The organism is Kitasatospora paranensis (genome assembly GCF_039544005.1).
Taxonomy (GTDB): Bacteria; Actinomycetota; Actinomycetes; order Streptomycetales; family Streptomycetaceae; genus Kitasatospora; species Kitasatospora paranensis.
Genome location: NZ_BAABKV010000001.1, coordinates 1,916,831 through 1,940,368, shown reverse-complemented (window position 1 = coordinate 1,940,368; position 23,538 = coordinate 1,916,831). Strand labels below are relative to the sequence as shown.

At 76.2% G+C, this 23,538-nt stretch carries 19 protein-coding genes and 2 pseudogenes; 12 read left to right on the top strand and 9 right to left on the bottom strand.

Translation table 11 applies throughout. The features are described from left to right. Nucleotides 1-6 precede the first annotated feature (6 nt). Nucleotides 7-501, top strand: coding sequence for an NUDIX hydrolase (locus tag ABEB13_RS09735; protein ID WP_345705164.1), 495 nt, complete (start codon nucleotides 7-9; stop codon nucleotides 499-501). Here the strand turns inward: ABEB13_RS09735 and ABEB13_RS09730 are convergent. After that, entirely contained in the window at nucleotides 488-1,417 is a 930-nt protein-coding gene (locus ABEB13_RS09730; RefSeq protein WP_345705163.1) for an NAD-dependent epimerase/dehydratase family protein, read from the bottom strand. The two genes, ABEB13_RS09735 and ABEB13_RS09730, sit on opposite strands and share 14 nt — an antisense overlap. A 90-nt stretch (nucleotides 1,418-1,507) precedes the next feature. Then, nucleotides 1,508-2,041: a PTS-dependent dihydroxyacetone kinase phosphotransferase subunit DhaM gene (locus ABEB13_RS09725; RefSeq protein ID WP_345705162.1), complete on the bottom strand. Its 534-nt coding sequence runs from the start codon at nucleotides 2,039-2,041 to the stop codon at nucleotides 1,508-1,510. 222 nt (nucleotides 2,042-2,263) lie between these two features. Between ABEB13_RS09725 and ABEB13_RS09720 the strand changes: the two genes are divergently transcribed. The 3 genes from ABEB13_RS09720 (at nucleotide 2,264) to ABEB13_RS09710 (ending at nucleotide 5,160) form a co-directional block, all read left to right on the top strand. Further along, nucleotides 2,264-2,500, top strand: a complete 237-nt coding sequence (locus ABEB13_RS09720) for a DUF397 domain-containing protein (RefSeq protein WP_345705161.1) — start codon at nucleotides 2,264-2,266, stop codon at nucleotides 2,498-2,500. A 763-nt stretch (nucleotides 2,501-3,263) separates the two neighbouring features. Next, nucleotides 3,264-3,758: a hypothetical protein gene (locus ABEB13_RS09715; RefSeq protein WP_100891197.1), complete on the top strand. Its 495-nt coding sequence runs from the start codon at nucleotides 3,264-3,266 to the stop codon at nucleotides 3,756-3,758. Nucleotides 3,759-4,056: 298 nt separating this feature from the next. Then, a complete protein-coding gene (locus ABEB13_RS09710; protein WP_345705160.1) occupies nucleotides 4,057-5,160 on the top strand; it encodes an acyl-CoA dehydrogenase family protein in 1,104 nt (367 codons plus the stop codon). A 170-nt stretch (nucleotides 5,161-5,330) separates the two neighbouring features. On the opposite strand, the gene ABEB13_RS09705 is transcribed toward ABEB13_RS09710, so the two are convergent. Continuing rightward, a complete protein-coding gene (locus ABEB13_RS09705; RefSeq protein ID WP_425559959.1) occupies nucleotides 5,331-6,359 on the bottom strand; it encodes an aminoglycoside phosphotransferase family protein in 1,029 nt (342 codons plus the stop codon). A 590-nt stretch (nucleotides 6,360-6,949) separates the two neighbouring features. Here ABEB13_RS09705 and ABEB13_RS09700 point away from each other — a divergent pair. The 4 genes from ABEB13_RS09700 (at nucleotide 6,950) to ABEB13_RS09685 (ending at nucleotide 11,940) form a co-directional block, all read left to right on the top strand. Further along, nucleotides 6,950-8,422 (top strand): DNA-binding protein NsdB, encoded by a 1,473-nt coding sequence (locus ABEB13_RS09700; protein WP_345705158.1) that lies wholly within the window; start codon nucleotides 6,950-6,952, stop codon nucleotides 8,420-8,422. A 301-nt stretch (nucleotides 8,423-8,723) separates the two neighbouring features. Next, on the top strand, nucleotides 8,724-10,169 hold the full coding sequence (locus tag ABEB13_RS09695) for a HEAT repeat domain-containing protein (RefSeq protein WP_345705157.1): 1,446 nt from the start codon (nucleotides 8,724-8,726) through the stop codon (nucleotides 10,167-10,169). A gap of 117 nt (nucleotides 10,170-10,286) precedes the next feature. Further along, nucleotides 10,287-11,030 (top strand): DUF1775 domain-containing protein, encoded by a 744-nt coding sequence (locus tag ABEB13_RS09690; protein WP_345705156.1) that lies wholly within the window; start codon nucleotides 10,287-10,289, stop codon nucleotides 11,028-11,030. 139 nt (nucleotides 11,031-11,169) lie between these two features. Further along, nucleotides 11,170-11,940, top strand: coding sequence for an SDR family NAD(P)-dependent oxidoreductase (locus ABEB13_RS09685; protein ID WP_345705155.1), 771 nt, complete (start codon nucleotides 11,170-11,172; stop codon nucleotides 11,938-11,940). 7 nt (nucleotides 11,941-11,947) lie between these two features. On the opposite strand, the gene ABEB13_RS09680 is transcribed toward ABEB13_RS09685, so the two are convergent. The 6 genes and pseudogenes from ABEB13_RS09680 to ABEB13_RS09655 all read right to left on the bottom strand — a co-directional run bounded on the left by ABEB13_RS09680 (nucleotide 11,948) and on the right by ABEB13_RS09655 (nucleotide 16,202). Beyond that, on the bottom strand, nucleotides 11,948-12,799 hold the full coding sequence (locus ABEB13_RS09680; RefSeq protein ID WP_345705154.1) for a 5-oxoprolinase subunit C family protein: 852 nt from the start codon (nucleotides 12,797-12,799) through the stop codon (nucleotides 11,948-11,950). Then, nucleotides 12,796-13,468, bottom strand: a pseudogene (gene pxpB, locus ABEB13_RS09675) (5-oxoprolinase subunit PxpB). Before pxpB ends, ABEB13_RS09680 begins: the two are co-directional and overlap by 4 nt. Before the next feature lie 79 nt (nucleotides 13,469-13,547). Next, nucleotides 13,548-14,324, bottom strand: a complete 777-nt coding sequence (locus ABEB13_RS09670; RefSeq protein ID WP_345705153.1) for a LamB/YcsF family protein — start codon at nucleotides 14,322-14,324, stop codon at nucleotides 13,548-13,550. Nucleotides 14,325-14,505: 181 nt separating this feature from the next. Then, nucleotides 14,506-14,865, bottom strand: coding sequence for a hypothetical protein (locus tag ABEB13_RS09665; protein ID WP_345705152.1), 360 nt, complete (start codon nucleotides 14,863-14,865; stop codon nucleotides 14,506-14,508). Then, complete coding sequence (locus tag ABEB13_RS09660; RefSeq protein WP_345705151.1) at nucleotides 14,862-15,614, bottom strand: ferritin-like domain-containing protein; 753 nt, start codon at nucleotides 15,612-15,614, stop codon at nucleotides 14,862-14,864. Before ABEB13_RS09660 ends, ABEB13_RS09665 begins: the two co-directional genes overlap by 4 nt. Beyond that, nucleotides 15,611-16,202: pseudogene (locus ABEB13_RS09655) on the bottom strand (hypothetical protein). The gene ABEB13_RS09660 and the pseudogene ABEB13_RS09655 overlap by 4 nt, the downstream one beginning before the upstream one ends. Before the next feature lie 286 nt (nucleotides 16,203-16,488). Between ABEB13_RS09655 and ABEB13_RS09650 the strand changes: the two are divergent. The 4 genes from ABEB13_RS09650 to ABEB13_RS40450 are packed head-to-tail and all read left to right on the top strand — an operon-like array spanning nucleotide 16,489 to nucleotide 23,522. Then, entirely contained in the window at nucleotides 16,489-17,988 is a 1,500-nt protein-coding gene (locus tag ABEB13_RS09650; RefSeq protein ID WP_345705150.1) for a hypothetical protein, read from the top strand. After that, nucleotides 17,988-18,932, top strand: coding sequence for a hypothetical protein (locus tag ABEB13_RS09645; protein WP_425559876.1), 945 nt, complete (start codon nucleotides 17,988-17,990; stop codon nucleotides 18,930-18,932). The genes ABEB13_RS09650 and ABEB13_RS09645 overlap by 1 nt, the downstream gene beginning before the upstream one ends. 25 nt (nucleotides 18,933-18,957) lie before the next feature. Then, nucleotides 18,958-23,028: a hypothetical protein gene (locus ABEB13_RS09640; protein ID WP_425559875.1), complete on the top strand. Its 4,071-nt coding sequence runs from the start codon at nucleotides 18,958-18,960 to the stop codon at nucleotides 23,026-23,028. Beyond that, nucleotides 22,977-23,522 carry a hypothetical protein gene (locus tag ABEB13_RS40450; RefSeq protein WP_425559874.1) on the top strand — a complete coding sequence of 182 codons (546 nt, stop codon included), beginning with the start codon at nucleotides 22,977-22,979 and terminating at the stop codon, nucleotides 23,520-23,522. Before ABEB13_RS09640 ends, ABEB13_RS40450 begins: the two co-directional genes overlap by 52 nt. Nucleotides 23,523-23,538: the final 16 nt, after the last annotated feature.

The following is a 23,538-nucleotide window of genomic DNA, read 5'->3' as shown; positions in this document are numbered from 1 at the left end:
CGGGTCATGGCCATTCCGAGTTTCCTCGCAGACCTGCGTGCCGTGGTCGGCACCCGCCCGCTCTGGCTCTCCGGCGTCGCCGCCGTGGTGGTCGACGACCGGGGGCGGGTGCTGCTCGGGCGGCGCAGCGACAACGGCCGGTGGGCCCTGATCGGCGGCATCCTCGACCCGGGGGAGCAGCCCGCGGAGGGCCTGGCCCGCGAGGTCATGGAGGAGACCGGGGTCACCGTCGTCCCCGAGCTGCTGACCTCGGTGTCCGTCTCCTCCCTGCTGCACTACCCGAACGGCGACCGGGCCCAGTACCTCGACCTCACCTTCCGCTGCCGCCCGGTGGCCGGCGAGGCCCGGGTCAACGACGACGAGTCGCTGGAGGTGGGCTGGTTCGCGCCGGACGCCCTGCCGGACCTCGACGACTACGCCCTGCGCCGGCTCAAGACCGCCCTGGCCGGCGCCGAGCGCACCGTCTTCGACTTCGACGGCGAGGGGCTCAGCGCGAGCTGAACCACTCGGCCGTCCGCTCCAGCCCTTCGCGCAGGGGCACCGGCACCACCTCCGGGAACAGCTCGCGCAGCCGCGCGTTGTCCGCCTGCGAGTCCCGGACGTCGCCGGCCCGCGGCTCGGTGTGCGCGGTCTCCAGCGGGCGGCCGAGGACGGCGCCCAGCTCGCCGACCAGTTCCATCAGCGTCGTCCGGGTGCCGAACGCGAGGTTGACCGGATCCGGGTGGACGACCCGGCGCAGCACGGCCTCGGTCAGCACCTGGGCGACCGTCCCGACGTAGGTGAAGTCGCGGCTCTGGCCGCCGTCCCCGTGCACGGTCAGCGGCCGCCCGGCCAGCGCCGCGTCCAGGAAGGCCGGCACCACCGCGGCGTAGGCGTGCCCGGCCGGCTGGAGCGGACCGAACACGTTGAAGAAGCGCAGCGGCAGCACGCCCAGCCCGTAGCAGTGGTGGTACGCCGCCAGGTACGACTCGGTGGCGAGCTTGCTGACCGCGTACGGGCTCATCGGCGCGGTGCGCATCGTCTCGCGCTTCGGCAGTTCGCGGTTGGCGCCGTACACCGAGGACGAGGAGGCCGCGGCGACGTAGAGGCCACCGGCCCGGCGGGCCGCCTCCAGCACCTCCAGGGTGCCGGTGGCGTTCGCGTGGTGGCTGGCCAGCGGGTCGGCCACCGAGCGGGGGACGGACGGCAGTGCCGCCAGGTGCACCACGGCGTCCGCGCCGGCGAACGCCTCGTCCAGCAGGGCCCTGTCCAGGATCGTGCCCTGGTGGAACACCACGCCCAGACCGTCCAGGTTGGCCTTGTCGCCGGTGGAGAGGTCGTCCACCACCCGGACCTGCTCGACCTCCGGGCGGGCCAGCAGGGCCCGGGCCAGGTTCGCTCCGATGAATCCGGCTCCGCCGGTCACGACCACGCGCATCGCGGGTTCTCCCCCACTCCGGCGGGGGCTCCCCGCCCCGCGCACTGCGCCGATGCTATCGGCGGCCGAGACGGCCGCGCGGGCGATCTGTCATACCTTGTGCTGACGGTAGGTCTCCTCTGCGGCGTCCAGTACCGCCGCCAGGTCCCCTCCCGCGGTGGCCGTCAGCACCGCGGCCACCGATCCCTCCACGAACGGCGCATCGGCGAACCGCACCGGGAACGGCAGGCCGTGCTCGTCGGCCTCCGCCAGCAGGGTCAGCACGGTGGAGACGGCCGCACCGATGTCGGACAGCACCGCCACCCCGTGCCCCTGGTCGACCCGCCGGGCGGCGGCCGCGATCAGCACGGCACTGGTACCGAGACCGTCGTCCAGGCTGCCGCCGGTCGCCGCGACCGGTGCCGGGTCGTCGTTGTGGGCCAGCGACAGGGCCAGCGCCCGGGTGGCCAGGGCGAGTTCCTGGCTGTGCGAGACCAGCACCACCCCGACCCGGCCGAGCCCCGCGGGCCGGCTGGGCCGCGGCACCTGCGCGGGCCCGGGGGAGGGCGTGGTCGGACCGGACGGGGCCGACGGTGCGTCGGAGATCGGGATCACGTCGGCACCGGTGCCGGCCCTGCGGTCCATCGGCTGCTCCCTGGGGGCTGCGGGATCTGGACGGGGTGCTTCGGGCACCACTCTGGCAGCCCGTCCGGCCGGCACGGGCCAACACGGGCCGTGTGTCTGCCGCTCCCGATACCACAGCGGGCCGCCCCGGGGCAGGTGATCCGCCGATGCCGGCCGGACCGGCCCGGCGTGCTGGCTACGCTGGATCGACGACGGACCAGCACCGCTTCGGGAGGAACCACCATGGCGACCGAGACCGCGACCACGCCGGAGACCGGCGGCAAGCTCCGGCCGGACCTGAGCGGGGCCGAGTGGCGCTCCGGCAGCCGGACGGCGGGCGACGTCGAGATCGCGTTCGTGGACGGCCTGATCGCGATGCGGGACGGCCGGGACCCGGACGGCCCGGCACTGATCTTCACCCCGGCCGAGTGGCGGGCCTTCGTGCTCGGGGCCCGGGACGGCGAGTTCGACCTCGGCTGATCCACCGGGCGGCCGGGGCAGGCCCGGCGGGGAACGCGCCGGAGGAGGGCCCGCGGGGCCCGGATGAACCCCTGGTGACGCCCCGGAGGTCACAAATGAATTCTGATGGTCCGAAACTCGTTGACTGCTGGACAAGCAGCGGCCCACAGTATGGAGCAGGCAGACGCCGTGCCGACCGCCCCCACGCGGTCGTGCACGGCGCCGGCCGTCCTACCCGTCACCGGCGCCGGCGACGAGCTCCTCCCGAGGTGATCCCCAAGCGCACCAGGTGCGTCGGCCGGTCCCGCACCCCACGAAGGGGCACGGCAGTCGCCGGGAGGTGGTGGCCCCGCGGTCAAGAGCTACTCGACCGCGGCACCGGATCGTCCGGGATCCGCACGCCCCCACGCGGCGGTGTCCCGGACAGGTCCGCGAGTGCGACGGCCCAGGGGCCCCGCGAACCTGGTCTGTGGAGTTGTCGATCGTGGCCCCGCCCGCCCTCCGGCGCCCGCAGGGGCGCCGCACGGCAGACGGCCGGTCAGATCTTTTCGCACGACGACGTGCTGGATGAGGGAAGGCGTGACACGGCACGCCCGAACAAGCCGCCCCCCGGTGGGTCATGCCCACGGCGGTTTCTCGTGCTGAACCGAACGTAGCCCGGACGGTTGCTCAGAGTCAACATTGGTCCCTGAGCGTAGATCCCCCGCAAGTCACCGACACTCGTCACGGAGCGTCGCCGGACCCGTCCGGCGAGCCTCGGGCACCGGCCACGTACGATGGTGCCATGTCTTTCCTCCGCCGTCGCTCCGGCTCCCCCGCAGGTCCGGACTTCGACGTGCTCGCGATGGACCCGGGCGACTGGCCCGGTCACTTCGGAGCCATGATCATGACCGGCGCGGACGGCTCCTGCCAGGGGATCTTCCTGCGCTACGACCTCTACGGCGGCCGCGGCCCCGCGATGTTCATCGGCAACCTGCCGGAGGGATCGGCGGCCCGGGAGACCGAGGACGGCGTCCCGTTCGAGGTCCGCCAGCTGCTGGCCGCGCTGGAGAACACCGAGGAGGTCGACCTCGTCTCCACCGAGGACTTCCCGGTGATGCTGGGCGACGACCTGCTCATCGTGAAGAAGGTCAAGGTCAGCGAAGGCCGGGTGTTCTGCTCCCAGTTCGGGCGCAGCGACGGTGTCCTGGTCACCATCGCCTCCTGGGACCGCCCGATCGCGGACGACCTCTACCAGCTGCTCAAGCCGCTGCCGGCGGAGATGTTCCAGCAGGGCTGAGGGCACCGCCCGGGGAGTGCTTGACGGTGGCGATCAACGCTTCGTACAGTCACGGCATGCCGTGCCGTCTCCCGCTGCTCACCCGTCGCAGGCACCTCGACCTGCGCCGGGACGCGGGCGGCACCTGTCCGGGCCGCTGACCGGGGCGAACCGCCCCCTCCCCGCGCAACACCGGGTGCCCGCGGCCGCCCGCCCGCCCCATCGGGGCCGGGACGACGGAGCGTCCGAACCGGCCGCCGCCGGGCCCGCGTGCCGCCAGCACCCGCCGCGTCCCAGCTGCCCGCCCGGAGGCCCCACCATGACCCCAGCCGCGCCCCCGGTCGACGGCGCCGCAGCCGTTGCCGACGCCCTCGGCCGCCTGCCCCGCGTCGCCGACCTGCTCGCCGCCCGTGCCGAGGAGCACGACCGCGACGGCACCTTCCCGTACCAGGGCGTCGAGGCCGTCCACGAGGCCGGGCTGCTCACCCTCACCGTGGCCCGCCGGCACGGCGGACCGGGCGCGGGCCTGGCCGAAACCGTCCGGGTACTGGCCGGACTCGGCCGCGGCGACGCCTCGGTGGCCGTGCTCACCGCCCACACCCTGCTGCTGCACGCCGAGCAGTCGCGCACCGGCCTGTGGCCCGCCGCCGGCTACCGGCGGCTGCTCACCGAGTCCCGGCGCGGGCCCGCCCTGCTCTCCGCGCTGCGCGCCGAACCGGGCCTGCCGGCCGGTGCGCAGCCCACGACCACCGCCCACTGGGACGGCGAGGCCTGGAAGTTGACGGGCCGCAAGACGGACTGCAGCGGCGCGGAGGCGCTCGCCTGGATGGCCGTGCCGGCCCGGACGGACGAACCGGAGCCCCGCACCGGCCTGTTCCTCGTCCGCGGCGACAGCCCCGGCCTGGAGATCGACCCGGTCTGGGACCAGCTCGGCCTGCGCGCCAGCGCCGGACACGACGTGCTGTTCGACGGCGTCCGGGTCGCCCCCGACCACGCGGTGCGGCTCGTTCCGCCCGGGCCGGCCACGCCCGAACGGCAGGCCGCCGCCGACGCCACCCGCGCCTGGCACGACCTCGCGCTCTCCGCCGTCCACCTCGGCACCGCGCGCGCCGCCCAGGACTGGCTGATCCGCTTCCTCCGGCAGCGCACCCCCGCCAACCTGACCGAGCCGCTCGCCACCCTGCCCCGCTACCGCGCGGCCCTCGGCGAGATCGAGGCCGCGCTGATCGGCGCCGAGGAGCTGCTCGCCGCGCTCGCGGCCGGCATCGACCGCGGCGAGCCGGCCGCCGTCGCCCGCAGCGCGGCCGGCCAGCTGCTCGCCAACCGGGCCGCGGTGGCCACCGTCCAGCAGGCGGTCACGCTCACCGGCACCCCGGGCTCAGCCGCCGGCACCCGCTGGAGCGCTACCTGCGCGACGTCCTGAGCGGCCGGATGCACTTCGCCGCCGACGAGACGGTGCTCGACGCGGTCGGCCGCGCGGCCCTGGAACGGGGTGCCCCCGCCGGGGCTGACCCGTCCGGCGCGATGCCGTCCGTCGCGGGGGCCGCCGCGACCGGCGGCCCCGACCGGCAGGTGCGGCTCGGCAGCTGCCGCTCAGCGGGTGCCGACCGCCGCCCGCACCGCGCGTCGGGCGAGCCCGGCGTCGTCGTACAGCCGGCGGATCATGATCCGCTGCTCCTCGCCGGCGCCCGGGACGTCGTGCAGCCGGATCTCGCGCATCAGCACCAGGACGAGGTTCACCAGGAAGGCGTCCCGGGCCAGTGTGCCTCCCGCCTGGGCGAGTTGGCTGATCTGCCGGCGCGCTGCGGTGTCGCCGGACAGCACGCTCCACAGCACCGCCATGTCGTAGCCCGGCAGGTACCAGCCGGCCTCCTCCCAGTCCAGCAGGACGGGGCCGGACGGCGCGAGCAGCATGTTGCCGAGCAGTGCATCACCGTGGCACAGCTGCCAGTTGGTGTTCGCCAGGCCGTGCAGCAGCTGCCGCAGGTCGCCGGCGTCCCGGTCGGTGAGCTGGCCCACCGAGTGGAACCGGGCGATCTCCATCTGGTAGTCCAGCGGCTTGCCGAACACGTCGGACGGCGGGCGCCACAGGTTCAGCGTGCGCACCGCGCCCAGCATCGCCCGCACCTCGCCCGGGGTCGGCGGGTTCACCGGGTGCCGCTCGCGCGCCGCCGGCCGGCCGGGGATCCGCTCCAGCACCAGCACGCAGCGGTCGTGGTCGGCCGCGACCAGGCGCGGCAGCCGCACCGGCGGACGGTGCCGGACGAACGCCCGGTACACGGCCACCTCGTGGTGGAACCGCTCGACCAGCTGCTCGTCGCGGGCCGCCTGCGGTGCCAGGCACTTCGCCACCACCGGGGCCCGGCCGATCGTGCCGGCCACCAGGATGTGCCGGCTCCCCTCCCGCAGCACCTGCCGGGGGAGGAAGGCGGGACATATCCGCGAGACGGCGGCGAGCGCGGCCTTCACCGCGGGCGTCTGCAGCGCCGCGGGGTCGACCCGGTCCACGAACCCGTCGCCCGTACGGGTGGTCAGCAGGCGCCCGCCGGCGGACCGTGCGCCCGCCTCACCGGGCCGCGGGGCGAGCGGTGCGCGGACGAGCCCGGCGCGGGGGTCGCGCAGCTCGACGGCTCGGGGAGCGGGCCGGCCGCCGGTCGCGGTGGGGGCCGCAGCCCGGTGCGGGCCTGGCCCGGAAGGTGGCGCGCCGTGCCCGGTTCGACGACGGGGGCCGGGCGGGTGCCGGTGCTGGCTGTGGAGTACATGGGCTGGTGAGGGTCCCTTCCTGGCCGACTGGGAATGCCGGCTCCTGACGAGCCGTCCGCCGCCGGCGGTAGACGGGTGCCGCCGGCGAGGGCCCGGGTGGAGTGCGGGCGTCGGGCGCGGAGGCGGCCGTCCGGTCCGTGTCCGCACCCTGGGGAATGCGGTGGTCCGTCCTGCCGCGCCGTGCCCGGCGCCCCCGCGCCACCCCGGCTGCGCCACCCCTCCGCCGGGCCCTTCGAGGCCCCCGGAAGGGTCCTGACGGTCCGTCGGGCCCGTGCGGCGGCCGGTTCGGGCCGCTGCCCGGATCCGGGGTGGGGAGGCGCATTCCTACCTGACACCCGGTCACCACTGGCACACCACGTAGCGGACCCTGGCGAAGGCTGGCGAATGGTCGCGTGGCATGTGACAGAGCCACTACTGTCGAAATCAGCCGAGGAACCTGGGGGCTTCACGTGGACAAGGGGCCGAACACCAGACTCGCCGACCTCTTCGCCCTGACCGGATGGTCCAAGGGCGAACTGGCCAGGCTGGTCAACCGGCGCGGTGCGGCGATGGGGCAGCAGCAGCTCTCCACCGACACCTCGCGGGTGCGGCGCTGGATCGAGCAGGGGGAGATCCCCCGCGATCCGGTGCCGAGGGTGCTCGCCGCCGTGTTCACGGAGCGGCTCGGCCGTGTCGTCACCACTGAGGACCTCGGTCTCGAGCGACACCGGCCCACCAGGACGGGTACCACCGCGCAGACCGAGGCGGCGGTGCCCTGGGAGCCGGATCGAACAGCAGCGGTCCTCACCGAGTTCACGGGAATGGACCTCATGCTGAACCGACGCGGTCTGGTCGGCGCGGGCGCCGCGCTCGCCGCCGGCGCCGTCATCGCCGACAACCTCCACGACTGGCTGACCGGGGACGGGGTGGCGTACGCCGCCCAACGACCCGGACCGCGCCACGTGCTCACCCAGGGCGGCCCCCAACCGGTCGTCGACGTCTACGACGCCGGCCCGGTTGGCAACGACGAGGTCGCCGCCCTGGAGCGGTCGGTGGACGTCTTCCGGGCCTGGGACGCCTCCCGCGGCGGAGGCCTCCAGCGCAAGGCGGTGGTCGGCCAGCTCAACGAGGTCGGCGGTCTGCTGACCCACCGCCACAGTCCGCCCGTGGAGCGCCGGTTGTGGACGGTGGCGGCCAACCTGGCGGTGCTGGCCGGGTGGATGTCCCACGACGTGGGCCTGGAGCCCACCGCGCAGAAGTACTTCGTGATCGCCGCCCAGGCCGCCAAGGAGGCCGACGACCGGCCCCGGGCCGGCGAGGCGATCTCCCGCGCGGCCCGGCAGATGCTCCATCTCGGCCGGGCCGACGACGCACTCGAACTGATGCAGCTCGCCAACGCCAGCGCCGGCGACCGCGCACTGCCGCGCACCCGCGCCATGCTGCACACCGTGGAGGCGTGGGCGCAGGCCTCGCTCGGCCGCTCCGACGCCACCCACCGGGTGCTCGGCGAGGCCGAGGACCTCTTCGTCCAGGACGACGGGGAGACCCCGCCCAGCTGGATGCAGCTGTTCAACGAGGCCGAGCTGCACGGCATGGAGGCGCTGGTCTACCGGACCCTCGCCGAGCACGACCCCGGCGCCGTCCGGCTGGCCGAGCACCACGCCCAGCGCGCCATCGACCTCCGCCCGGTCGGCCGGGAGCGCTCCGCCCTGCTCGACCAGATCACCCTCGCCTCGGTGTACTGGATCTCCGGCGAGCCCGACGCGGCCTGCCTCCAGGCCAAGCTCGCCATGGGCGCGATCAACCAGACCTCGTCCCTGCGCACCTGGGACCGGCTGCGCGAGATGTACCGGCTGGCCGGCCGCTACCAGACGATGCCGGCGGTGGCGGAGCTCCGCGAGGAGATCGACTCCGTGATGCCGCAGCGGCGTCGGCAGGTCTAGCGCGTCACTGGCGCGTCGCAGGAAGCCCGCCTGCCCGGCGGGGCCCCCGGGTGCGGCCGGGGACGCCGGGTGCCGGTGGCGGGCGGTGTCGGCGATCCGTTCGGGTCGAAACAGGAGGTGTACGGACGATCGTTGGGGTGGCCGCCCGCGGGCGGCCGGTTCCGGGCGCCCTGTGTGCGCGCCCGGCCGTCAGGCGGTAGCCTTCGGTGATTCCGGCGCCCGGGCGCCTGTTCAGGACCGATCCACCCCCGGCGACGGAAATCCCGTTGCCTCGACGACCGCCGCAACGGATGCTGACCTCATGTTCGAGCCAGTGATAGCGCCCAGTGCCAGTCTCGTCGGCCTCCTTCAGAGAGGCCGCGGCGACGGGCAACTGCATGCCCTGGCGGCGGACCGCAGCGAGGCCGTCGAGGCACTGGAGACCTGCGTCACGCGCGACCCCCGGCCCGACTGGCAGGTCGAGAACCGCTCCCTCTACTACGCACGCCTCTACATGGAGCTGGAGGCGCCGCTCACCGGCATGGAGCGCCACCTGCACTCCCTCGACGACGCCCTCGACCAGGACGAGTCCCGCACCGGCCTGGCCCTGTCCGTGCTCGGCCACCTCGCCGCCTACGGCCGCCGGGACGCCCGTGACCTGCTGCGCGACTACGTCGCCACCGGCTGGAACTGGGCCTGGGCGCTCGACGAGCTCGCCCTGCGCGACGACGACCGGGCCCTGCTGGAGCTTGCCCCCGCCGTCCTGAGGCGCTTCCCCGAGGGCCCGGCGGGCGACGCCGAGCTGCGCGCCGCCGTGCGCGGGGCGTACGAGCCGCGCCCCTGGCGGCTCTGGGCGGCCCACCACCCGCGGGTCGCCACCGCGGGCGAGCAGTCACCCTTCGACCTGTGGCAGCGCCAGCTGAACCGCGGTGGCGTCACCCCGGGCTGGAGCACCGCCGACGTGCTCGCCTGGGCCGACCGGCCCGAGACCGGCGAGGCCGGCTCCGGCGAGCCCGAGGCCGCCGCCCGCCGCGCCGCCGCCGCGGCCCGCTGCCTGGCCGCCGTCGTCCGCACCGAGGACCGCGACGCCGTCCTCGACGCCGCACGGCACGGCCTGCCCGGTGCCCGCGCCGCCGCGCTGCGCTACCTCGTCGACCGGCAGGACGAGGCCGTCGCCGGGCTGATCGAGGTGGCCGCCGCCGACATCGACGAGCGGGTCGTTTCCGCCGCGCTGTCCGTCCTGGGCCGCATGCGCGGCCCGGAGGCGCTCGCCCATGCCCGCCGCTGGGCCGACCCCTCGACCGGCGGCGCCGACAGCGCCCTCGGCGAGGCCGCCGTGCAACTGCTCGCCGACGCCGGTGAGGCCGCCGACGGTCCGCTGGTGGTGGACGCGCTGCGCCGCTGGATCTCCGTCCGGGGCGTCGAGGGCGCCGGGCTCGCCACCCTGGTCGACGGTGCGGGGCGGCTGGCCGCCGCCGCTGCCGTCCCCGCGCTGCGCCACGTCTACGGCGAGACGGTCTCCTCCGAACTGCGCGGCCGCGCCGCCCGCGCGCTGGCGGGCACCGACCCGTACTTCGCCCAGGGCCTGGCCGTCGAGTGCCTCTGGGACTGCGAGGAGTCGACCCGCGAACTCGCCGCCCGCCATGTCACCACCACGGGTGATGTCCGCGTGCTGGAGCGACTGCGCCGGCTGGCCGCCGATCCGGCCGAGGAGGCCGAGGTCCACGCGGCCGTCCGGGGCCGGCTGACCTCGCGCGAGCGGCCGTAGGCGGAGCCGGAGCGCCGCGGCGCCGTTGATCGGCGGTGCCGATGGCGGGCGGGCCGCTCCACCGGGTGCGGCATCATGGGTGGGCCACGTCAGCCCAGCACTGGAGCATCCGGCGCCATGAACCGTTCCCGTCTCGTCGCCCGCCTCGCCGCACCGGTGGCTGCCCTCGCCGGGGCGCTGGCCCTCGCCGGACCGGCCTTCGCCCACGTCGAGGTCGAGTCCGCCACCCCGCAGGCCCTCGCGGTCGACGCCGTGGTCTCCTTCAACGCCGAGGGCGAGTCGCCGACCGCGGGCATCAAGCAGGTGCGGGTCGTCCTGCCCGCCGGTCTCACGTCCGGAGACGTCTCGCTGGTGGACGCCCCCAAGGGCTGGCAGCTGAGCGCCGCCTCCGACGGGTACCAGGTGGCCGGCCCGGCCCTCGCCCCGGGCAAGAGCGCCGTCTACAAGATCAAGGTCAGGCAGCTGCCGGACGCCAAGCAGCTGGTCTTCAAATCGGTGGTGACCTACTCCGACGGGCAGGTCGACCGCTGGATCGAGCTGCCGCAGGGCGGGACGGAGCCGGAGCACCCGGCCTCCGTGCTCAAGCTGACCGCGGCCGCGCCCGGCGCCAAGCCGCTGCCGTCCGGCGGCGCCGCGAGCCCGGCCCCGGCCTCGCCCGCGGCCTCCTCCTCGGCACCTGCCGCCGCCGCACCCGTCCCCGACCCCTCCTCGGCCCCGGCCGCCGCCCCGTCGGCGAGCCCCGCCACCGGCACCGCGAGCAGCTCCTCGGGCAGCGCCGCCGCCACCGTCGCGGTGGTCGGCCTGCTCGTGGTGGCGATCGCCGGCGTGATCGTCTGGCGGCGGCGGGCCGCGCGCGGCTGAGCCGCCCCGCCCGCTTCCCGCCCCCTTCCCGGCTGCCGGTGACGGCATGTCAGCCGGGCGCGCGCCCGTGCCTGCGGCATCCTGGCGCGGACGGCACCACGAAGGCGCCACGGAAGGCACCGCGGACGGGAGCGACGGCATGGGCGGCGGGCGACTGGCGGGCAAGGCGGCGGTGGTCACCGGCGCGGCCCGGGGCATCGGGCGGGCCACCGCGGAACTGTTCGCGGCGGAGGGCGCCCGGCTGGTGGTCACGGACGTGGACGCGGCGGCCCTGGACGGGCTGCGGGCCGCCCTGGCCGCCCGCGGCGCCGAGGTGACCGCGGTCGCGGGGGACGTGGCCGCCGTCGACGACGCCAGGTCGATGATCGCCGCGGCCGTCCGGGCGTACGGGCGGATCGACGTCCTGGTCGCCAACGCCGGCATCCTTCCGCTCTCGACCGTGGACCGGACGGAGCCGGAGGACTGGGACCGGGTGATGGCCGTCGACGGCCGCGGCATGTTCCTCACCTGCAAGTACGCGATCGAGGAGATGGCCGCCCGGCCCGGTGGGGGAGCCGTGGTGTGCGTCTCCTCGATCTCCGGCGTGGCCGGCCAGGCGGGCCAGGCCGCCTACGGGCCGGCCAAGTTCGTCGCCACCGGGCTGACCAAGCACCTCGCGGTGGAGTGCGCGCCGCAGGGCATCCGGGTCAACGCGGTTGCCCCGGGCACGATCCGCACCGACCGGGTCCGCGACCTGGCGGACGAGCCCGGCGGCGCCGAGTACCTCGACGCGATCGTCCGCCTCCATCCGCTGGGACGGCTCGGCGAACCCGCCGAGGTCGCCCGGGCGATCCTCTTCCTCGCCTCCGACGAGGCCTCCTTCGTGACCGGCGCCGTCCTGCCGGTGGACGGCGGCTACCTCGCGCAGTGACGCGCCGTCAGCCCCGCAGCGGGACGAAGCGCACCGGGGTGCCGGGGCGGGCCTGGGCGGCCGCGGCGAGGTCCGCGCGCGGGACGACGCCGACCACGGGGTAGCCGCCGGTGGTGGGGTGGTCGGCGAGGAAGACCACCGGAAGCCCGTCCGGGGGGACTTGGACGGCGCCCAGCACCATGCCCTCGCTGGCGAGTTCGCCCGTGCGGGCGCGGGCCAGGGCCGGGCCCTCCGTCCGCAGGCCGACCCGGTTGCTCGCGGCGGCGACCCGGTGGCCCGGGCGGGCGAGCAGCAGCGGGTCGGCGAACCAGTCGGCGTGCGGGCCGAGCCGCAGCCGCAGCACCAGCTCGGCCGGCGGCCCGGGCAGCGGCACCAGCGCGGCGGCCAGCCCGGGCGGGGCGTCCCCGACGGGCAGCAGGTCGCCCTCGGCGAGCGGCGCCGGGCCGAGCCCGGAGAGCAGGTCCGCGGACCTGCTGCCGAGCACCTCCGGGACGGCGATGCCGCCCGCCACGGCGAGGTAGCTGCGCACACCGTGGGTGGCCGGGCCGACCTCCAGCAGCGCACCGGCCGGCACCGCCACCGCCGCGCCCCAGGCGGCCGGCCGGCCGCCCACCCGGACGGGCGCGGGTGCGCCGGTGACCGCGACGACCGCCGGCGCGAGCGCCCGCAGGGCGACCCCGCCGAGCGTGGTCTCCAGCGCGGCGGCGCCGGGCGGGTTGCCGAGCAGGCGGTTGGCGGCGCGCAGCGCGGGTTCGTCGAGCGCTCCGGCGCGCGGCACGCCGAGGTGGGCGACGCCGCGCCGCCCCAGGTCCTGAACGGTCGTCAGCGGCCCCGGGCGCACCACCAGCAGGTCGGTCATGCTCCCGCACCTCCCTGAGCGTCCTGGGTCGCGCCCGGCGCATCCGCCGCCCCGCTGACCGCGGTGAAGCGCACGCGCACGCCGGGCGCGAGCAGGGCCGCCGGTTCGCGCCCGGTGTCCCACAGCCGGAGCGCTGTGCGCCCGACGAGCTGCCAGCCGCCGGGGGAGGAGCGCGGGTAGACGCCGGTGTACGGGCCGGCCAGGGCGACCGAGCCGGGCGGCACGCTGCTGCGCGGGGTGGCACGGCGCGGCACGGCGTACCGGTCGGGCAGCCCGGTGAGGTACCCGAAGCCGGGCGCGAAGCCGCAGAACGCCACCCGGTACTCGGCCGCGGTGTGGATCCGGACGGCCTCCGCGGGGAGACCCCCACCGCGCGGCCACCTCGGCGAGGTCGGCGCCGTCGTACACGGTCGGGACCTCGATCAGCGGCCCCTCGGCGGGCGGGTGCTCGGGCACCGACCAGCGGGTGAGTTCGCGGGCGAGGGCGGCCCGGTCGGCGACGCCGTCGACCAGCACCGTCCGGGCGGCCGGGACGATCTCGGTGATCTCCGGCAGGGTGTCCCGACGCTCCGTCAGCAGGGCGTACAGCGACGCCACCTGGTCGGCCGACCCCACCTCCAGCAGCAGCGCGTCCTCGCCGACCCGACGCACCGTCACCGCACCGCCCATGGATGTCCCCCTCCGCCGTCGCCTCGACCTCCACCGGGGCCCGGGGCGCCGGTGGTGCCATCATCCGGCCCGCCGGCCGTCAGCTGAAGGGCTCCACGCGCACGCCCGCCGTGGCCAGTGCGCCGCGCACCCGCCAGGCCAGCTGCGCCGCGCCGGGGGTGTCGCCGTGGACGCAGAGCGAGCGGGCCTGCACGGCCACCGGCTCGCCGCCGACGGCCGTCACGGTGCCGTCCCGGGCGATCCCCACCGCCCGGGTGATCACCGACTCCGGGTCGTGCACGACGGCGCCCGCCTCGCTGCGCGGGACGAGGGTGCCGGCCCAGGTGTACGCGCGGTCGGCGAACGCCTCGGCGACCACCGGCAGCCCGACGCCCTCGGCGACCGCGAGCAGTTTCGAACCGGGCAGACCCAGGACGGGCAGCGGCCCGTCGCAGACCGCGCCGGCCCGCAGCACGCCGGACACCACCGCCTCGGCCTGCTCGTCGTCGTGCACCACCCGGTTGTAGAGCGCCCCGTGCGGTTTCACGTAGCTGACCCGGGAGCCGGCGGCCCGGGCGAACACCTGCAGGGCGCCGATCTGGTAGGCGATCTCGTCCGCCAGTTCCTCGGAGGGCACGTCCATCGCCCGGCGGCCGAAGCCGGCCAGGTCCCGGTAGGAGACCTGGGCCCCGATCCGTACTCCGCGTTCAGCGGCCAGGGCGCAGACCCGCCGCATCGTCGAGGGGTCGCCGGCGTGGAAGCCGCAGGCGACGTTGGCACTGGTCACCACCGACAGCAGGGCCTCGTCGTCGGTCAGCGTCCAGCGCCCGAACCCTTCACCGAGGTCCGCATTGAGATCGATCACCGCGTCGGTCACGCGTCGCCCGCCTTCCAACCGCTCCTGGGGGTGATCGTAGGGCCTGATCGTTTGCGCGGGTGACCGGCGGGGGTGTCGGGTGCGCGCGCCCCCACCAGCGGCCTCACTCCACCCGGTTGATGCACCGCCAGGTGGCCGCACGGGTGGCGCCGGACGGACGGGGAGCCGCTGTGCCGTGCTGTCAGGCCACGAGGAACACGAGGCCGCCGACGAGGTCGACGAGCAGGACGAGGGCGAGCAGGACGACGGCGGAGGCGATCCACATCGCCAGCCCGACGGCGCAGGCGCGGACCGTCCACAGGCTCGTGGGCCCCGCTCCGAGGGGACCGCCGCCGCGGATCCACCGCCGGGTCAGAGCACTGTTCGCGGCGGGGCCGCCGGCCAGCGAGATCAACCACATCAGGACGCCGACCGGCGAGAGCGCGGCCTCGCCGACCACTCCCGGCACTGCCGCGACGAGGATCAGCAGCGCGACCTGGACGGTCAGGCCGGCGCCCAGGACGGCGAACACCCGGGGCGCCACCCCGGCGTTCCCCGTCACCGGGCCCGCCCCAGCGCCCGGGCGGCCCTTGCCGCGACCGCCGCCACGTCGACGGTGAAGCGCAGCCGGGGCACCCCGAGCACCCGCAGGGCCGGCCCGTGGTCCGCGGCCACGAACACCGCCGCGCCGAGGGCCAGCAGCCACCAGCCGGCGACGGCGGGGGAGCGCAGCGGCGCCGGCAGCCCGTCGAGCGACTCCCGCAGCCGGCGGCAGTGGAACGGGATGTGCCGCCGCTCGTCCGCGAGGATCCGCCCGGCCACCTCGGCGACCAGCGGGTCCCCGGCGCCGTCCCGGACGGCCCGGTGGTACCGCACCGCGACCACCTCGGCCACCAGCAGCACCATCAGTTCCAGCCGCAGGCCGAGCAGCCGTCGCAGCCGGACGAAGAGCGCGTCGCTCCAGTGCGCGCCGAGCAGCGGTGTCCCGGCCGCCGCCAGCAGCCGGGCCAGCAGCCGCGCGTGGTTCTGCTCCTCGGCGACGAAGAGCCGCAGGGCGGCCGTGTAGGCGGCGTCGCCCGCGGCGTCCGCCTTGGCGATCAGCGCCGACCCGTCGCCGTCCTCGCCGACCTGGAACTTCTGCAGGCTGCGGCGGAGCGCGGCCGAGGCGCGGGCGCCCCGGCTCCAGTCCGGGTCGCCCTGGGCGGCGCGGCGGTGGGCTTCGGCGGTGAAGTGCGCGACCCATCCCGGGTGGTCCAGCCCGGCCAGGGCAGCGGGCGGGGCGGCGGCCCCCGACAGGCCGGCCGGGCTCATCGGACCCCCGCCGGGGTGGCGGCCCGGGCAGCGGCCTGGGCGGGGGCGGGGGTGGTGAAGCCGTTCGGCGCGGTGGTGGCCCGGGCCCACTCCAGGCGCCGGATCGCCCGGTCGACGATCAGCAGCGGGACGGCGCCCACCACTCCGAACGACATGTCGACGAATCGCCAGTAGAGCGGGATGCCGCGCAGCGGGCCGCAGATCAGGGCGAGCGGAATGATGCCGCCACAGGCCAGCAGCGCCCACCGGATCACCCACACGTTGCGGACGGGTCGCGCAGCGGCCCCAGAACGCGGCGGCGATCACCAGGTGCGCGAAGGCCAGCCAGTCGGTGCCGTAGGCGAGGAAGGGGTAGCGCGCGCCGGTCTCCGCGAGGCCGTCGCGGATCCGCTCCGTCCAGTCGGCGAGGGCCGGCCAGTGCGCGCCGAGGCCGCTGCCGTGCACCGCGTCGGCCAGCCAGCGGCTCTCGGTCTGCAGGGGGAAGGCGGTGAGCCCGCTCAGCGCCAGGCAGACGATGAAGATCCAGAGCCAGGTGCGGATGCGCCGCACTGCGGCGCGCCGGCCGGCCGGATCGGGATCGGTGGGCATACGGGTCTCCCCAGGCCGAAGGAGCAGTCCGGGGTGTCCCGGCTGCGCAGGGCGACTCTAGCCGTGGAATTGAACGTGTTCAAGATAAAAACTGAACACGTTCAGGAGGGTGTGTCGGTGCCGAACGGGGGCGCGGGGGAGCGAGGCGGGAGCGAGGGGGAACGACCGCCGGCACCGGGCCCCGAGCGCCCGGAGGCGAGCGGGCGCCGGCGGGAGGTGCCGCCGGAACCGGGGCAAGCAGGCTCGTTTCGGATGTTGTCGGTGCGAACCTCTAATCTTGTCCACCGTGACCGCCACCGCAGACCAGCCCACCCGGCCCGCACCCGGCCCGGCCGCCGACGAGGGCCTCGCCCGCCGGCTCAAGGCGCTGGCCTGCACCGCGCCGCTGCACGACCTCGACGCGCGCAAGGTCAACCTGGCCGGCGAGTACGGCTCGTACGCCATGGCCGAGGTCGGCCTCGCCGTGATCGACCTGGTCACGCTGAACATGGACTTCGACACCGGCGCCGACCGCGACATAGTGCTCGGCCGCCTCCACCCCCGGATCGCCGCGCAGAACCCGGCCCGCAGCACCGCCGAGCACGAGCGCGTCGGCCGCTGGGTGCTCGAGTCGCTGATCAACGTCGGAAGCGTCGACCGGGGCTTCCGCGCCGTCTACGGCACCTTCGGCGCCGACGGCGGTTACGTCCGCCGCGACTACGACTTCAAGCTCGTCGAGGAGGTGCCCGGGCCCGACGGCGGTGTCTACCTGCGCACCACCGACGAGGCCGTCAACGTCCTGGTCGGCGCGCTCGACACCGACGTCACCTCCGCCCAGATCGCCGCCGAGGTCAAGCTGGAGGTGCTGATCCGGCGCGGCCGCCTCGCCGACGCCCAGCTCGCCGCCGAGCAGGCCCGGTACCGCACCGTCCAGTACGCCGAGACGCTGCGCCGCGCCCTGGAGGCGACCCGGCGCAACGTCCGCGCCGTCGACTGGATGGAGACCGTCCCCGACCTGATCGACGAGGCGCTCGACCACATCGCCGACCGCTACCGGCACGAGAACGCGATCCTCACCAACATCCGCAAGGCCCGCGACGAGTCCACCGACCCCGAGCACAAGCGCCGTGCCGCCGAACTCGTCGACATCGTCAAGGACTGCATCCGCCGCCACACCCAGCTGCAGACCCGCCTGCTGGAGGCCGGCCCGCTGTTCCGCGCCGAGCAGGACCGCCAGGCCTTCGCCGCCCCCGCCGCCCGCAGTGGCATCGACCTGTACGGCCACCTGCTCGCCCCGCTGCTGGAGCTCCCGCTGGAGACGGCCGTCCGGCCCACCGACGCGTTCTTCGCCCGCGGGACGGGCCTGCGCACCCCCGCCTCCGTCCGCGTCGCCGACCTCGTCGACCTGCTGCTCACCCCGCCCGTCGAGCGCGAGCACCTCGGCGCCGAACTGCCCGACCCGGATCTCGTCGCCACCCCCGACGACAGCCGCTTCACCGAGGCCCAGCTGGAGGCCGCACTCGAGCTGCTCGACCTGCCGGCCGACGCACCGCGCCGGCTGTCCGGCCTGCTCCTCGACGCCCGTCGCCAGGACCCGGACCTGCCCTACCTGGTCGCCCTGCTCGCCGTGCACGCCGCCAGCCCGCCGGTCGGCACCGCCTACCGGCAGGGCGAGGAGCGGCTGCTGTTCGCCGTCGACGACGGCACCCGCCTCGACGACCCCGAGTTCGGCGGCGCCGACCTCATCGTCGGCGCCGCCCTCCTCGACGCCGTCGGCATGGCCGCCGCCCGCAAGGAGGCCGGCTGATGACGCCGGCCCCGCAGGGGACACCCCCACGCGCCCCTGTCGGATCACCCCGCTCGCAAGGAGTCCCGTCCGTGACGATCACCCACGAGGCGGCCTGGGCCCCCGAGCCGGAGGCCGCGCCCGCCGCTATCACCCCCGCCGACGTGTCCGACGCCGCCCGCCTGGTCTCCTTCGGCCTCCAGGCCAAGCTGCTCCCCGCCCGCGACGCCGAGTACGCCGAGCTGGTCCGCCGCTACCGCGAGGACCCGCCCTTCTCCCGGCTCGCCGACGCCGTCGCCACCGGCATGGGCCTGGTCGTCCTGGAGGTCAGCCCCCGGGCCGGCATGGCCGTCGCCGCCGCCGAGGACTCGGTCTTCGCCGTCCGGATGGGCGACTACTCCCGCCGCGCCGCCTCCGAGTCGACCGACCGCTTCCTGCACGGCCTGGCCCACCTCGCCGTGGCCGCGCTCGCCTTCCCCCGCCCCGAGGACCTCGCCGACGACGGCTACCTCGGCCGGGTCACCGTCAACGGCGTCGACGCGTTCGTCCGGCAGGCCTGCCGCCGCCTGGAGGAGCGCGCCGAGGCCGACGGCACCGTCACCGACCCGGCCAGCGACGCCCCCGGCCTGGAGGCCGCCTGGCGGGTCTGGGCCCGTCGCAGCGCCACCGGCGCCACCAAGGACGCCCGCCGGCTCGCCGGCTCGACCACCGGCATCGTCTCCAAGGCGGTGCTGTTCCTGGTCGACTCCGGCTTCCTGCAGAAGACCTCCGACGACGCCGGCGGCACCTACCGCACCACCGCCCGCTACCAGCTCCAGGTCCGCGACCTGGCCGGCAGCGCCGCCATGGCCGAGCTCACCGAGCTCGGCGTCGTCCCGGTCACCGACGGCACCGCCACCCTGCTGCCCGCCGACCACGCCGACGAGCTGGTCGCCGACGCCGGCCTGCCGTTCCACTCGCTCTGATCAGCGCCAGGAGAAACCGCACCTCATGTACGAGCTCAACCGGGTCCGCCTGTACTCGATCGGGCCGGCCGGCGCCCGCTACGCCGACACGGTGCTCGACCTGCGCGGCGTCGGCGAGCCGGTGGCCCAGCCCGCGCCGCAGCAGATCGGCCTGTTCGGCGAGGAGCCGGAGGGCCCCCGCCGCCGCCCGGCCCCGGCCGGCGTGCTCTTCCTGGAGAACGGCGGCGGCAAGTCCGTCCTGCTGAAGCTGATCTTCTCGGTCATGCTGCCCGGCCACCGCAACACCCTGGGCGGTGCCAGCTCCGGCGTGCTGCGCAAGTTCCTCCTGGCGGACGACTGCGGGCACGTCGCCCTCGAGTGGCAGCACACCGTCACCGGCGAGCTGATCGTCGTCGGCAAGGTCAGCGAATGGCGCGGCCGCCAGGTCTCCTCCGACCCGCGCAAGTTCGCCGAACTCTGGTACTCCTTCCGGCCCGGCCCGGGCCTGACCCTCGACTCGCTCCCGGTCGCCGAGCGGATCGGCCTGGCCGGCGAGCAGAAGGCCCGCGGCCGCCGCCGCACCATGAAGGGCTTCCGCGACGCGATGACCGAGGCCGGCAAGGCCAACCTCCACCTCGACCTCGGCTTCGAGGAGATCCACGACCGCTGGAACGAACACCTCGGCGAGCTCGGCCTCGACCCGGAGCTCTTCCGCTACCAGCGCGAGATGAACGCCGACGAGGGCGAGGCCGCGGGCCTGTTCGCCGTCAAGCACGACGCCGACTTCACCGACCTGCTGCTGCGTGCCGTCACCGACACCCGCGACACCGACGGCCTCGCCGACCTCGTCCACGGCTTCGCCGCCAAACTCGGCCGCCGCGCCGAACTCACCGCCGAACGCGACTTCACGGCCGGCTCGCTCGACCTCCTCCAGCGGATCGTCGACGCCACCGCCGCCCGCGAGAGCGTCCGCGAGACCCACCGCGGCGCCGAACGCCGCACCCGCCGGCTCGCCCACACCCTCGGCGCCCGCGCCGCCGCCGAACGCGACCGCGCCCAGGACCTCGCCATCGACGTCGCCACCGCCGCGAGCGCCGTCACCGCCGCCGAGGCCGACCGCACCCGGCACTCCCTGATCACCGCCGAGCTCACCCACCGGCACGCCACCCTCGGTCTCGCCGCCGCCACCGCCGACGCCGCCGCACTGCGCCGCGAGCTCACCGAGGCCCGCACCCTGTACGCCGCCTGGCAGGCCGCCGAGGCCGTGCTGCGCCACCGGGCCGCCGCCGACCGGGCCGCGCGGGTCGCCGCCGCCATCCGCGAGGCCGAGCTGGACGCCGCCCCGGCGCTCGCCGCCCGCGCCCAGGCCGCCGGCGCCCTCGCCCGGGCCCTGGAGGCCGCCGCCCACGCCGCCGAGACCCGCGCCGACCAGGAGGAACTGCGCGCGGGCGAGCTCCAGGAGGACGGCTCCGCCGCCCAGGCCGAGGCCACCGCCGCCGCCACCGCCGCCCAGAAGGCCCGCAGCGAGGCCGAGCACCTGCGCCAGCGCCTCGCCGAGGTCGAACAGGAGACCCACGCGGCCGTCGATGCCGGCTGGATCGACGCCACGACCGACGAACCCGACCCGGCCCGCGCCGCCCTGCACGCCGCCGACGCCGAGAAGGCCGCCGGTGCCGCCCTCGAACAGGTCCGCGCCACCGCCGAGCAGGCCGCCGCCCGGGTCCGCGAAGCCGCCTCCGGCGAGGCCCGCGCCGAACTCGCCGCGGCCCGCGCCGCCGACGCCCGCACCGCCGCCGAACGCGCGCTCGCCGCCGAGCACCGGACGGCCGCGCTGCTCGCCGCCGAGCCGCGGCTGGCCGACCTGCTCGCCCTGACGCCCTACCAGCAGGACGCCCAGGAGGGCGAGGGCTTCCTGACCCCGGCCGTCCTCGACCGCAGCGCCGAGGACCTGCGGGACCAGCTCGACCGGACGGTCGCCACCGCCGAGCGCACCCTGTTCGACCTGCGCACCGCCGCCGCCGACGACTCGCGCATCCTCGCCGCGCTCGGCGACGGCGGCCTGCTGCCGCCCGGCCCCGACGTCCTCGCGACCGTCGAGTACCTCGGCGAGCACGGCATCCCCGCCCTGCCCGGCTGGCGCTACCTCGCCCAGTCCGTCGACCCGGCCGACCACGACGCCATCCTCGCCGCCCGCCCCGAGCTCGTCGACGGCGTCGTCGTCACCGACCCGTCCTCGCTCGACCGCGCCCGCGAGGCCCTCCAGGACGCCGCCCTGCTGCCGCGCTCCACCGTCGCGGTCGGCACCGCCGCCGCCCTGATCGCCCCGATCCAGGACGAACCGGCCTTCTTCCTCGTACCGCCCAACCCGGCCATGCACGACGAGCGGGCCGCCGACGACGAGCGCCGCGAACTGCGCACCCGCGCCACCGCCCGCGAGGAGCACATCCGCGAACTCGCCGCCCGCCTCGGCCACGACCGGGCGCTGGCTGCCCGGCTCGCCTCCTGGCACGCCCAGTGCCCGCCCGGCACGCTCGCCGAACTCGCCGACGCCGCCCGCACCGCCGCCGAGCAGGCCGAGCTCGCCGCCGCCGTGCTCGCCACCGCCCGCGCCGAGCACACCGAGGCCGAGTCCGACCACGCCGCCGCCGGCGCCGCCCACGAGGAGCGCCGCGAGGCCGTCCAGCAGGCCCGCCGCCGCGCCGACGCCCTCGCCGGGCTCGCCTTCCGGCTGCGCGAACGCGCCACCTGGACACGCCGACAGCGCGAACTCGCCGATGACGCGGCCGAGTGCGACCGCCGCCAGGCCACCTGCGCCGACCGCGCCCGCACCTGCGACGAGGACCGCCGCGCCGCCCAGCGCGCCGCCGACGACGCCCGCCGCACCAGCCGCACCCTGCGGGCCGAACGCGCCGAGCTCTCCACCGTCGCCGACGACACCCCCGCGGCTGACGCCACCGCCACCTCCCTGCCGGCCCTGCGCGAGGCCTACCGGGCCGCGTCCCAGGTCTACGAGAAGGTCGGCGTCGGCGCCGACCTGCGCGCCGAGCAGGCCCGCGCCGAAGGCGACGAGACCGCCGCCGCGGCCGAGCTCGACCGCCTCACCAACAAGGTCCGGACCCGCGCCGAGGAGCTCCTCGCCAGCCCCGACGGCGCCGACGGGCCCGCCCGGCAGGCCGCCGCAACCCGCGCCGAGGAGCTCGTCGCCACCATCGAGGCCCGCGCCGCCACCGCCAGCGAGCAGCTCGGCCGGCTGCGGGGCGAGGCCGAGCGCTCCGCCCCCGCCGACGGCGAGGCGCACACCGAGCTCCCCGAGGACCTCGTCCCCGCCGACCCCGAGCACGCCCAGGTCCTGCTGCGCACCGCGACCACCCTGCTTGCCGAACGCCGGGACCGGCTGGACACCGCCCGCACCGAACACGCCGACCTGCTGCGGACCTTCGAGTCCGCGCAGGCCGCCGCCGCCGACTTCGACGAGGCGGCCGGCCAGCTCCGCGACGGCCTGCGCGACCACCCCGAGGAGGCCGAGCCGAGCGCGGAGCCGTACCTCGGCGGCCTCGCCGAGGCCCGCGCCGCCGCCACCGACACCCGCCGCACCCTGCGCGCCGCCGCCGCCGACCTGAGCAGCGCCGAACTCGCCGTCCGGGACGCCTCCGACGCGCTGATCCGGCACGCCAACGCGGCCCGCTACGAGGCGGTCCGCACCCCCGCCCGCCAGCAGATCCGTGAGCTGCCGACCGCCACGCTGCCCGACCACGCCGCAGCCTGGGCCACCGCCTTCGCCCCCGGCTGCGGGTGCTCACCGACGAACTCGCCCAACTGGAGCGCAACCGCGGTTCGATCGTCGACCGGCTGCGCGGCCTGGTCGAGTCCTCGCTCGCCACCCTGCGCGCCGCCCAGCGGCTCTCCCGGCTCCCCGAGGGCCTGGGGGAGTGGTCCGGTCAGGAGTTCCTCCGGATCCGGTTCGAGGACCCGGACCACGCCACCCTGGTCGAACGGCTCGGCGAGGTCATCGACGAGGCCACCCGCGCCGCCGTCCGGAAGAACTCCGACCTGCGCCGCGACGGCATGTCCCTGCTGCTGCGCGGCGTCGCCGCCGCGATCGGGCCGCGCGGCGTGAGCGTCGAGATCCTCAAGCCGGACGCGGTGCTGCGCGCCGAGCGCGTCAGCGTCGGCCAGATGTCCGACGTCTTCAGCGGCGGGCAGCTGCTCACCGCCGCCATCGCGCTCTACTGCACGATGGCCGCGCTGCGCGCCAACGACCGCGGCCAGTCCCAACTGCGGCACGCCGGCACGCTGTTCCTCGACAACCCGATCGGCCGGGCGAACGCCACCTACCTGCTGGAGCTGCAGCGCGCCGTCGCGGACGCGCTCGGCGTCCAACTGATCTACACCACCGGCCTGTTCGACACCACCGCACTGGCGGAGTTCCCACTGGTCATCCGGTTGCGCAACGACGCCGACCTGCGGGCCGGCCTCAAGTACATCTCGGTGGAGGAGCACCTGCGCCCCGGCCTGCCGGCCGCCCAGGACCCGGACGGCCCGGCGATCCACGGCGAGATCACCGCGACCCGGATGTTCAGGCGTCCCGCGGAGCCCGCACCGGCGGGCTGACCGCGGGGGTCGCCGC